Origin of the sequence: Pseudomonas sp. KCJK9000, assembly GCF_046230725.1 — a bacterium.
Lineage (GTDB): Bacteria > Pseudomonadota > Gammaproteobacteria > Pseudomonadales > Pseudomonadaceae > Aquipseudomonas > Aquipseudomonas promysalinigenes.
Window position 1 is genome coordinate 142,901 of record NZ_JBJJLN010000004.1, and the last position, 10,778, is coordinate 153,678.

Genomic DNA, 10,778 nt, shown 5'->3' on the forward strand with positions numbered 1-10,778 from the left:
AGGCCTTGGGAACGGGGCCTGTGAAAACAATTCCAATAGTTACGGCATAAACTCATGAGCAATTACACAGAAGCCGGCCGCCCACCCGATGTGGCCGACTCGGGCACCATTCAACGCAGCAAAGGCCTAGCCAAAGGCCGCCTTGGCCTGCTGGCCAGCGTGGTACTTGGCATTTCCACCATTGCGCCGGTCTACACCCTCACCGGCGCCCTTGGCCCGACCGTACGTGAGGTCGGTGCTCATCTTCCTGCCGTGTTCATCGTCGGTTTCCTGCCGATGCTGCTGGTTGCCTTGGGCTACCGGGAGCTCAATTCCGCCGAGCCGGACAGCGGCACTTCGTTTACCTGGTCGGCCCGGGCGTTCGGCCCGATGATCGGCTGGATCGGTGGCTGGGGGCTGGTGGTTGCCACTACCATCGTGTTGTCCAACCTGGCGGGGGTTGCCGTCGACTTTTTCTACCTGTTTCTTAGCCAGATCACTGGCCACCACGGCCTGGCAGCCTTGGCCGACAACCTGTTGGTCAACATCGCCACCTGTTGTGTGTTCATCGCACTGGCAGTGTGGATTTGCTGCCGCGGCATGGCCACCACCATGACCGTGCAGTATGGTTTGGTGGCGCTACAACTGTTGGTCTTGCTTGGCTTCGCCTTCGCGGCCTTCGGCGGCGCTACCGCACCGCCACCGCTGGCCTTCGATTTCGCCTGGTTCAACCCGTTTGGCGTCGAGTCGTTCTCGGCGTTCGCTGCCGGGCTGTCATTGTCGATCTTCATTTTCTGGGGTTGGGACGTTTGCCTGACGGTCAGCGAAGAGTCGGTCGGCAGTGAAGAGGTGCCAGGCAAAGCAGCAACCTGGACAGTGCTGCTGATCCTTGGCCTATACCTGATCACCGCCATCGCCACGTTGCAGTTCGCCGGCATCAGCGAGCAGGGTCTGGGCCTGAATAACCCACGCATCCAGGAAAACGTGTTTGCCCACCTGGCAGGCCCGGTGATGGGGCCGCTTGCGATTCTGATGTCGATCGCCGTGCTGGCCAGCACTGCAGCGTCGCTGCAGTCGACCTTCGTGTCGCCGGCCCGCACGTTGCTAGCCATGGGGTACTACGGCGCGGTGCCGCAGAAGTTCGCCAGCGTCTGCCCGCGTTCGCAGACCCCGCGTTATGCGACCATCTGTGCTGGCGTTGCGGCGGGGCTGTTCTACGTCACCATGCGCACCCTGAGCGAGAACGTGCTGGCCGATACCATCACAGCCCTGGGCATGATGATCTGCTTCTATTACTCACTCACGGCCTTTGCCTGTGTCTGGTACTTCCGCAGCAGCCTGTTCGGCAGCTTGCGCCACTTCTTCATGCGCGGCCTGTGCCCCCTGGTGGGCGGGGTGATCCTTTCGGTGATCTTCGTGCGGACGGTCATCGACAGCGCCTCACCGGAATTCGGCAGCGGCTCGCATGTGGCGGGGGTGGGCCTGGTGTTCGTGATCGCGGCGATCATCTCGGCGCTGGGGATCGTGCTGATGATGATCTCGCGGATGCGCGCACCGGCTTACTTCCTGGGCGCGACCTTGCGTCAGCAGGCCACGTTGCCATTGCCGGAATGAACGAAGGGGCCGCTATGCGGCCCCTTCCGTTTCAGCCTATCAACTGCTTGAGCAGCGCTTGATGGCGCTGCTGTTGTTTCTCAAGCTTGAGTTCTTCGGCGCGGGCGAGCGCGGCAGCATCACCCTCGCGGTTGGCCGCGAACACAGCTTTCAAATCTTCCAGCGCTTCGTCGAAGTCGTCATTGACGATGACGTATTCGTACTCATCGTAATGCACCATCTCGCTGACCGCTTCCTTCATACGCCCGGCGATGATCGCTTCGCTGTCCTGGCCGCGACCGTCCAGGCGCTGGCGTAGCGCTTGCTGGCTGGGCGGCAGGATGAACACCGAACGTGCCTCGGGCATCAGCTTGCGTACCTGCTGGGCGCCTTGCCAGTCGATCTCCAGGATCAGGTCGTTGCCCTGGTCGAGCACCTGCTGCAGGGCACTACGCGAAGTACCGTAGAAGTTACCGAACACTTCGGCGTGCTCAAGGAAGTCACCCTTGGCGATCAGCCCCTTGAAGTCGTCGTGGCTGACGAAGTGGTAGTTCACACCGTGCTGCTCGCCCGGGCGCATGGCACGGGTGGTGTGCGAGACCGAGACACTGACCCGCGGGTCGGCTTCGATGAGGGCAGTGACCAGGCTGGTCTTGCCGGCGCCAGAGGGTGCCGAAACGATATAGAGGGTGCCGCTGGTTGGATTCATGGTAGGGGTGGCCTTACTCGATGTTCTGTACTTGTTCACGCATTTGTTCGATCAACACCTTCAGGTTGACCGCCGCTTGCGTGCTGCGTGGGTCGAAGGCCTTGGAGCCCAGGGTGTTGGCTTCGCGGTTGAGTTCCTGCATCAGAAAATCCAGGCGCCTACCGGCGGCGCCGCCGGACTTGAGCACCCGGCGCACTTCGTTGACGTGAGTGCTGAGGCGGTCCAGCTCTTCGGCAACGTCGCTTTTCTGTGCCAGCAGCACCATCTCCTGCTCCAGGCGCTGCGGGTCGAGCTCGGCCTTGAGGTCGCCGAAACGATCGATGATCTTCTGCCGCTGGGCGGCGAGCATTTGCGGTACGAGGGCGCGCAAAGTGCTGACCTCTTGGGTCATGCTGTCCAGGCGTTCGTTGATGAGCTTAGCCAGCTCCTGGCCCTCGCGCTGACGCCCGGCCTTGAGCTCGGCCAAGGCTTCATCGAACAGCGCCACGGCTTCGGCGTTCAAGGCCTGCGGGTCAGTGGCATCGGCTACCAGCACGCCCGGCCAGGAAAGCACCTCCAGTGGATTGAGCGCTGCCGGTTGCTTGATCAGGCCGGCGACCTCTTCGGCAGCGGCGACCAGTTGCGCGGCCCGCTCGCGATCAACCTTGAGCGGCTTGCCGTTGCTGTCCTCATGCAGGCGCAGGGTGCATTCGACCTTGCCGCGTGAAAGGCCCTGGCGCAGGCCCTCGCGCACCGCGCCTTCAAGGTCGCGCAGGGCGTCCGGCAGGCGCAGGTGAGGCTCAAGATAGCGGTGGTTGACCGAGCGCAATTCCCAGACCAGGGTGCCTTGGCTGCCTGCGCGCTCGACACGAGCAAAAGCGGTCATGCTGTGCACCATGGGAACTACCTCGCGTAAATGAATTGAAGGCGCGCGATTGTAGCGCAGTGCGCCCTTGGCGCCCAATCCGGCCATGTTACAGAGCAGGTGCGCACAAATGGGAAAAGGCGACAGGCTGCCAGGCGCGCGACAATAGGCATGTCCTCTGCGGGCCACGGGCTCTATAATGGCCGGCAGATTCAAAGTCCCAGTACAGGTATCCCAGATGAAACGTCCAAGTGGTCGCGCCGCCGATCAGCTCCGCTCGATCCGCATCACCCGCAACTACACCAAGCACGCCGAAGGGTCGGTACTGGTCGAGTTCGGTGACACCAAGGTCATCTGCACGGTCAGCGTCGAAAACGGCGTACCGCGCTTCCTCAAAGGCCAGGGCCAAGGCTGGCTGACCGCCGAATACGGCATGCTGCCGCGCTCTACCGGCGAGCGGAACCAGCGCGAGGCCAGCCGTGGCAAGCAAGGTGGCCGTACCCTAGAGATCCAGCGCCTGATCGGCCGTTCGCTGCGCGCCGCGCTGGACATGAGCAAGCTCGGTGACATCACGCTGTACATCGACTGTGACGTGATCCAGGCCGACGGCGGTACCCGCACCGCGTCCATCACGGGCGCCATGGTCGCCCTTTGCGACGCGCTGGCCGTGATCAAGAAGCGCGGTGGCCTTAAAGGCGGCAATCCGCTCAAGCACATGATCGCTGCTGTGTCGGTGGGTATGTACCAAGGCGAGGCCGTATTGGACCTGGACTACCTGGAAGACTCCGCTGCCGAAACCGACTTGAATGTGGTCATGACCAGTGCCGGCGGTTTCATCGAAGTCCAGGGTACCGCCGAAGGTGCGCCATTCCAGCCTGAAGACTTCAACGCCATGCTGGCGCTGGCGCAAAAGGGCATGACCGAAATCTTCGAACTGCAGCAGGCCGCCCTGGCTGACTGACAGCTCCTGCAGGTAAAAAAAAGCCGACGTGAAGTCGGCTTTTTTTATGCTTCAGATGGTCAACGTCCAGTCGTAGTCGACGATCAGCGGCGCATGTTGCGAGAAGCGCGGCTGACGCGGCAGCCGAGCATTGCGCACGAAGCGGCGCAGGCCCGGGGTGAGGATCTGGTAGTCGAACCGGTAGCCCAGGTTGAGCATCTCGGCCTGCTCGTTGTCCGGCCACCAGCTGTACTGGTCGCCTTCACGGCTGACTTCGCGCAGGGCATCGACATAACCCATGTCGCCTGTAATCGCATCCATCCATGCCCGTTCCGGCGGCAGGAAGCCCGGCGATTGCTGGCTGTCACGCCAGTTCTTGATGTCCAGCTTCTGCTGTGCCACGTAGAACGAGCCGCAGTAGATGTACTCGCGACGTTTGCGACGCTGCTTGTCCAGGTACTTGGCGAAGTCGTCCATCAACTTGAATTTCTGGTTCAAGTCTTCGTCGCCGTTCATGCCCGAAGGCAGCAGCAGGCTGGCAATACTGACTTTGTCGAAATCTGCTTGCAGGTAACGCCCGTAGCGGTCGGCTGTCTCGAAACCCAGGCCGGTGATGACTGCCTTGGGCTGCATGCGCGAATAAAGTGCCACACCACCTTGGGCGGGTACCTCCGCGTCGCAGGCATAAAGGAAATAGCCATCGAGCTGGAAAGCTGGGTCGTCGAGTTCAAAGGCCGAGGCGCGGGTATCCTGAAGGCAGATGACGTCGGCATTCTGGGCTTGCAACCAGCTGAGCAAACCACGCTCGGCCGCAGCCTGAATGCCATTCACGTTCACACTGATGATCCGCATAAATGGCCCCAAAAATCTCGTGCGTGTATGATACCCGAGCTCAACCCATTTAGCTAAATCCGTGGTGTCCGGGACTTTACATGCAGCCGTATCAGCGCGACTTCATCCGTTTTGCCATCGATCGCGGCGTGCTGCGCTTCGGTGAATTCACCCTGAAATCGGGGCGTACCAGCCCGTATTTCTTCAATGCCGGCCTGTTCAACACAGGTTCCGCCCTGGCCCAACTGGGCCGCTGCTACGCGGCAGCCATCGTTGATAGCAAGATCCCCTTCGACGTGCTGTTCGGCCCAGCCTACAAGGGTATTCCCCTGGCGGCAGCCACTGCCGTGGCCTTGGCCGAGCAGCATCAGCTCGACGTGCCTTGGTGCTTCAACCGCAAGGAAGCCAAGGATCACGGCGAAGGCGGCAGCCTGGTAGGCGCCCCCTTGGCTGGTGATGTCCTGATCATCGACGACGTGATCACTGCCGGTACGGCGATTCGCGAAGTCATGCAGATCATCAGTGCACAGCGGGCCAAGGCCGCTGGCGTGCTGATCGCGCTTAACCGCGAAGAGCGCGGCAATGGCGAGCTTTCGGCGATCCAGGAAGTGGAACGTGACTTCGGCATTCCGGTGGTCAGCATCGTTTCGCTGACCCAGGTGCTGGAATTCCTGGCAGACGACCCGCAGCTCAAGCAGCACCTGCCGGCTGTCGAGGCTTATCGGGCGCAGTACGGGATCTGATCCTGGCTTGGTAATGCAAAAGGCGACCTTCGTGAGAGGGTCGCCTTTTTTGTTGCCTGTAGCGGCGCTTTTTCGCAGGTGAGCCCCACCGGTACGGTACTGCCGCTGGAGCGCAGTGACTTTCCGGTGGGGCGGGTTTGCCCGCGAAGCGGTTAGTACAGGTTAAGCGTGGCGCTTGCGATTAGTGATCAGGGTGCCGACACCGCTGTCGGTGAAGATTTCCAGCAGCACGGCATTCGGCACACGGCCGTCGATGATGTGCGAGCTGTTTACCCCACCCTGGACGGCTTCCAGCGCGCATTTGATCTTCGGCAGCATGCCGCCGTAGATGGTGCCATCGGCGATCAGCTCGTTGACCTGTTCGGTGGTCAGGCCAGTGAGGACTTCGCCTTGCTTGTCCATCAGGCCAGCGATGTTAGTCAGCAGCATCAGCTTTTCTGCCTTCAGCGCTTCAGCCACCTTACCGGCCACCAGGTCGGCATTGATGTTGTACGACTCCCCGTCGATGCCCACGCCAATAGGCGCGATCACCGGGATGAAGTCGCCTTTGACCAACATGTTCAGCAGTTCGGTGTTGACGCTGACCACTTCACCCACGTGACCGATGTCGATGATTTCTGGCTGGGTCATCTCCGGCGTCTGACGCGACACGGTGAGCTTTTTCGCGCGAATAAGCTCAGCGTCCTTGCCAGTCAGGCCGATGGCGCTGCCACCATGACGGTTGATCAGGTTGACGATGTCCTTGTTGACCTGACCGCCCAGGACCATCTCGACCACGTCCATGGTCGCGGCGTCGGTGACACGCATCCCATCGATGAAGTGGCTTTCGATCGACAGGCGCTTGAGCAGGTCGCCGATCTGCGGGCCGCCACCGTGTACGACCACCGGGTTGATACCCACGGCCTTCATCAGCACGATGTCACGGGCGAACCCGGTTTTGAGCTCTTCGCTCTCCATCGCGTTGCCGCCGTACTTGATCACCAGAGTCTTGCCGACAAAGCGGCGAATGTAAGGCAGTGCTTCGGACAAAACCTCGGCTACATGGGAAGCGGCTTCGCGATCGAGGGTCATGCAGGGCTCCTGTGAGGAACAGATAATCGGTCAGAACGGCAGTTGCAGCTCAGGGGCAACCCGCAGCAACTGGGCGCGGAAAACATCCTTGATACGTTGCAACTCGACGGCGCTGTCGGCCTCGAAGCGCAATACCAGCACCGGTGTGGTGTTGGAGGCGCGAACCAGGCCCCAGCCATTGGGGTAGTCGACCCGTACACCGTCGATGGTTGTCAGGCTGGCTTGGCCCCAATCGGCGTCGCGTTGCAATGCATCAATGATGCTGAATTTACCCTCGTCGGTCACATCAATATTGATTTCCGGCGTGGAAATATCGTTCGGGAAGGCGGCGAATAGGTCTTCGGCGCTCTGCGAGGCCTTGCTGAGGATCTCCAGCAGCCGCGCTGCGCTGTAGATCCCATCGTCGAAACCGTACCAGCGTTCCTTGATGAATATGTGCCCGCTCATTTCACCCGCCAGCAGCGAGCCTGTCTGCTTCATCTTCTTCTTGATCAACGAGTGGCCGGTCTTCCACATCAGCGCACGGCCACCGTGCTGTTCGATCAGCGGGGTCAGGCGGCGGGTGCATTTGACGTCGAAGATGATCTGAGCACCTGGATTGCGCTCCAGCACGTCCAGGGCAAACAGCATCAGCAGGCGGTCGGGGTAGACGATGCTGCCAGTATTGGTCACCACGCCCACACGGTCGCCATCGCCGTCGAAGGCCAGGCCGATGTCGGCGCCGGTTTCCTTGACCTTGGCGATCAGGTCTTCGAGGTTTTCCGGTTTGCCTGGGTCTGGGTGGTGGTTGGGGAAGTTGCCGTCAACCTCACAGAACAGTGGGATGACCTCACAGCCCAAGGCTTCGATCAGCTGCGGCGCGATCACGCCAGCGGCGCCGTTACCACAATCGACCACCACTTTGAGCTTCTTCGCCAGCTTCACGTCGTCGACGATCTGGTGGAAATAGCGATCCAGGATCTCGACCTTTTGCACACTGCCTTCGCCGCGCGGCACGTCGTTGGTCTTCAGGCGCGTCAGCAGGGCCTGAATCTGCTCGTTGGCCAGGGTGTCGCCAGCGATGACGATCTTGAAGCCGTTGTAGTCCGACGGGTTATGGCTGCCAGTGAGCATCACGCCGGACTTGCCAGCCAGCACATTGGCAGCGAAATACAATGCCGGAGTGGGCACCAGGCCAACGTCGCTGACCTGGCAGCCGGCATCGGCCAACCCTTTGATCAGTTGCTCGACCAGCATCGGGCCGGACAGGCGGCCATCGCGGCCTACCGAAATTTGCGGTTCGCCCTGGGCGAGGGTCTGGGCGCCGATGGCGCGGCCGATCCAGTAGGCCGTTTCGCCATGCAGGGTCTTGCCGACCACGCCGCGGATGTCATAAGCGCGGAAGATGCTATCCGGCAGCGCCGGAACCAGGTTGGCCATGTCGTTCATCGTGGGAAGCTCCGTTAGTCAAAGGCTTTTTCTGGCAGGCAAAAACAGCACGCTTGGACGGTGAAATCACCACAGAGTTCGCCATCCCTGGCCTGAACGGTCGTGGATGGGTCAGTGGCTACCAGAATGGCCGAAACCGCCTGTGCCACGCTGGCTTTCGTCGAAGTGCTCGACGATGTCGAAATGCGCTTGTACCACAGGGACCAGGACAAGTTGTGCAATTCGCTCGCCAACGGCGATGGTGAACGGCGCATTGCCCCGGTTCCAGCACGACACCATCAGCTCACCTTGGTAGTCCGAGTCGATCAGCCCGACCAGGTTGCCAAGCACGATACCGTGCTTGTGGCCCAGGCCCGAGCGCGGCAGGATCATCGCCGCAAGGCCCGGGTCACCGATGTAGATGGACAGGCCGGTGGGGATGAGCAAGGTCTGGCCCGGCTCCAGAACCGTGTCTTCCTTGAGCAGGGCGCGCAGGTCGAGCCCGGCGGAGCCTGGGGTGGCGTATTGCGGCAGTGGAAATTCACTGCCCAGGCGTGGGTCGAGGATCTTGGCTTGAAGAGCGTGCATGTAACTTATTGAACCTGATTGAGCCGTTCGGCGATGAAGGCGACCAGTTGGCGGGCGATCTTGCCCTTGCTGGTTTGCGCGAAGAGGGTTTGATGCTGCTGGCGGTCGATCACGGTCAGGGCATTTTCCTCGCTGTTGAAGCCGATGCTGGGGTTGGCCACATCATTGGCGACAATCAGGTCGAGGTTCTTGTCCTTGAGCTTGCGCGTAGCGTAATCGAGCAAATGTTCGGTTTCGGCGGCGAAGCCAACACTGAATGGCCGGTCGGCACGGCCAGCGAGGGTGGCAAGGATATCGGGATTGCGCACCATCTGCAGCAGCATGCCGTCGCCAGTCGTAGGATCCTTCTTGAGTTTTTGCGGGGCGACGACCTCGGGACGGTAGTCCGCAACCGCAGCTGAAGCGATGAACAAGTCGCATGGCATGGCGGCTTCACAGGCCGCGAGCATGTCCCGCGCACTGACCACGTCGATCCGCTGCACGCGATCAGGTGTGGGCAGGTGCACCGGCCCGGTCACCAGGGTGACCCGAGCACCGGCCTCGGCAGCCGCTTCGGCCAAAGCGAAACCCATCTTCCCAGAGCTATGATTGGTGATGTAGCGCACCGGGTCGATGTTTTCCTGGGTAGGTCCGGCGGTGATCAGCACATGCTTGCCGGTCAGTGCCTGGCGCTTGAAGCTTTCTGCAGCGCACCAGGCCAGGTCGGTGGCTTCGAGCATGCGCCCCAGGCCCACGTCGCCACAGGCCTGGCTGCCCGAGGCCGGGCCGAACACCTGGATGCCTCGGCTCTTGAGCAGTTCCAGGTTGGCCTGGGTGGCCGGGTCGCGCCACATCGCCTGGTTCATTGCCGGGGCCACAGCCACGGTGGCGTCAGTGGCCAGCACCAGGGTGGTCAGCAGGTCATCGGCCATGCCTTGGGCCAGCCGCGCCATCAGGTCGGCGGTGGCCGGGGCGATCAGTACCAGGTCGGCCCACTTGGCCAGTTCGATGTGGCCCATGGCGGCTTCGGCGGCAGGGTCGAGCAGATCCATGTGCACCGGGTGGCCGGACAGCGCCTGCAGAGTCAGCGGGGTGATGAATTCGGCACCCCCACGGGTCATGACGACGCGCACCTGCGCGCCGTGCTCCAGGAGTCGGCGAATCAGCTCGGCGCTTTTGTAGGCGGCGATGCCGCCTCCGACGCCAAGAACGATTCGCTTGCGATACAGCCGCTGCATAGGCTTGCCTTTTTCCAGTGAGAGCGGGCGACGACGTTTGAACATGCCTGCGGCAGAACGTCGCATGTACGAGGCGAAATAGATTAACACAGGGCCTAAATAGGCCGCAGCAAGGGCAGGGAGCAGCGATGAATATCAGGGAGTGGCCGCTGAAGGAGCGGCCGAGGGAGAAATTGTTGCAACGCGGCGCCGGGTTGTTGTCGGATGCCGAGCTGGTCGCAGTGCTGTTGGGCTCGGGCGTTTCCGGGCGCAACGTAGTCGACCTGGCGCGGGGGTTGCTGGCGCGTTTTGGTGGCCTCAGGCAGTTTCTGGAGGCCGACCGTGAAACCGTGTTGCGGGAGCCTGGCATGGGGCCGGTGAAGTATGCGCAGCTGCAGGCGCTGCTGGAGATTGGCCGGCGCTACCTGGACGCGGGCATCGAGCGCTCGCCAGCACTGGAGAGCCCAGTTGCGGTGCGCCGCTACCTCAAGGCCATGCTGCGGCATGAGAGCAGCGAAGTGTTCGGGTGTCTGTTTCTCGACTCCAAGCACCGGCCGCTGGCGTTCGAGATCCTCTTCAGGGGCACCATAGACCGGGCGAGCGTCTACCCGCGTGAAGTTGTGCGCCGGGCGCTGCAGCACAACGCGGCAGCGCTGATCCTGTGCCACAACCACCCCTCGGGCAGCTGCGAGCCTAGCCAGGACGACGTGCAGCTGACGCTGTCATTGAAGCGGGGCTTGGGGTTGATCGATGTGCGGGTGCTTGACCACATCATCATTGGCGACAGGGAGCCGCTGTCGATGGTCGAGCAGGGGTGGATTGGGGGCTGAGGTGCAGGCCTTCAGGTATTTGGCGCCTGGGAGATCGAGCGCCGCCC

10 protein-coding genes and 1 pseudogene are annotated in these 10,778 nt (G+C 61.8%); 4 read left to right on the plus strand and 7 right to left on the minus strand.

Going from position 1 to position 10,778, the window contains the following annotated elements; translation table 11 throughout:
- Positions 1 to 54 precede the first annotated feature (54 nt).
- Positions 55 to 1,593, plus strand: a complete 1,539-nt coding sequence (locus ACK59H_RS03565) for an APC family permease (protein ID WP_186476167.1) — start codon at positions 55 to 57, stop codon at positions 1,591 to 1,593.
- Between the two features lie 31 nt (positions 1,594 to 1,624).
- On the opposite strand, the gene gmk is transcribed toward ACK59H_RS03565, so the two are convergent.
- Both gmk and ACK59H_RS03575 read right to left on the minus strand, forming a co-directional pair.
- On the minus strand, positions 1,625 to 2,281 hold the full coding sequence (gene gmk / locus ACK59H_RS03570) for a guanylate kinase (protein WP_060477231.1): 657 nt from the start codon (positions 2,279 to 2,281) through the stop codon (positions 1,625 to 1,627).
- 13 nt (positions 2,282 to 2,294) lie between these two features.
- Entirely contained in the window at positions 2,295 to 3,158 is an 864-nt protein-coding gene (locus tag ACK59H_RS03575; protein ID WP_060477230.1) for a YicC/YloC family endoribonuclease, read from the minus strand.
- A 205-nt stretch (positions 3,159 to 3,363) separates the two neighbouring features.
- Here ACK59H_RS03575 and rph point away from each other — a divergent pair, with 205 nt between their 5' ends.
- The gene (gene rph / locus ACK59H_RS03580) at positions 3,364 to 4,086 is read left to right on the plus strand and encodes a ribonuclease PH (protein ID WP_060477229.1); all 723 of its coding nucleotides are present in this window, start codon (positions 3,364 to 3,366) and stop codon (positions 4,084 to 4,086) included.
- A 51-nt stretch (positions 4,087 to 4,137) separates the two neighbouring features.
- Here the strand turns inward: rph and ACK59H_RS03585 are convergent, their stop codons facing one another.
- Positions 4,138 to 4,917, minus strand: a complete 780-nt coding sequence (locus ACK59H_RS03585; RefSeq protein ID WP_008091582.1) for an exodeoxyribonuclease III — start codon at positions 4,915 to 4,917, stop codon at positions 4,138 to 4,140.
- Between the two features lie 80 nt (positions 4,918 to 4,997).
- On the opposite strand from ACK59H_RS03585, the gene pyrE reads away from it, so the two are divergent.
- Entirely contained in the window at positions 4,998 to 5,639 is a 642-nt protein-coding gene (gene pyrE, locus ACK59H_RS03590; protein ID WP_409264252.1) for an orotate phosphoribosyltransferase, read from the plus strand.
- A gap of 162 nt (positions 5,640 to 5,801) precedes the next feature.
- Here pyrE and argB read toward each other — a convergent pair whose 3' ends face one another.
- The 4 genes and pseudogenes from argB to coaBC all read right to left on the minus strand — a co-directional run bounded on the left by argB (position 5,802) and on the right by coaBC (position 9,922).
- A complete protein-coding gene (gene argB / locus ACK59H_RS03595) occupies positions 5,802 to 6,710 on the minus strand; it encodes an acetylglutamate kinase (RefSeq protein WP_060477227.1) in 909 nt (302 codons plus the stop codon).
- Between the two features lie 30 nt (positions 6,711 to 6,740).
- Positions 6,741 to 8,114, minus strand: a pseudogene (locus tag ACK59H_RS03600) (phosphomannomutase/phosphoglucomutase); the annotation flags it as partial.
- 135 nt (positions 8,115 to 8,249) lie between these two features.
- Entirely contained in the window at positions 8,250 to 8,705 is a 456-nt protein-coding gene (gene dut, locus ACK59H_RS03605; RefSeq protein WP_060477225.1) for a dUTP diphosphatase, read from the minus strand.
- A 5-nt stretch (positions 8,706 to 8,710) separates the two neighbouring features.
- Positions 8,711 to 9,922 carry a bifunctional phosphopantothenoylcysteine decarboxylase/phosphopantothenate--cysteine ligase CoaBC gene (gene coaBC / locus ACK59H_RS03610; protein ID WP_027917018.1) on the minus strand — a complete coding sequence of 404 codons (1,212 nt, stop codon included), beginning with the start codon at positions 9,920 to 9,922 and terminating at the stop codon, positions 8,711 to 8,713.
- A 128-nt stretch (positions 9,923 to 10,050) separates the two neighbouring features.
- Between coaBC and radC the strand changes: the two genes are divergently transcribed.
- Entirely contained in the window at positions 10,051 to 10,731 is a 681-nt protein-coding gene (radC, locus tag ACK59H_RS03615) for a RadC family protein (protein WP_060477224.1), read from the plus strand.
- The last annotated feature ends 47 nt before the right edge of the window (positions 10,732 to 10,778 follow it).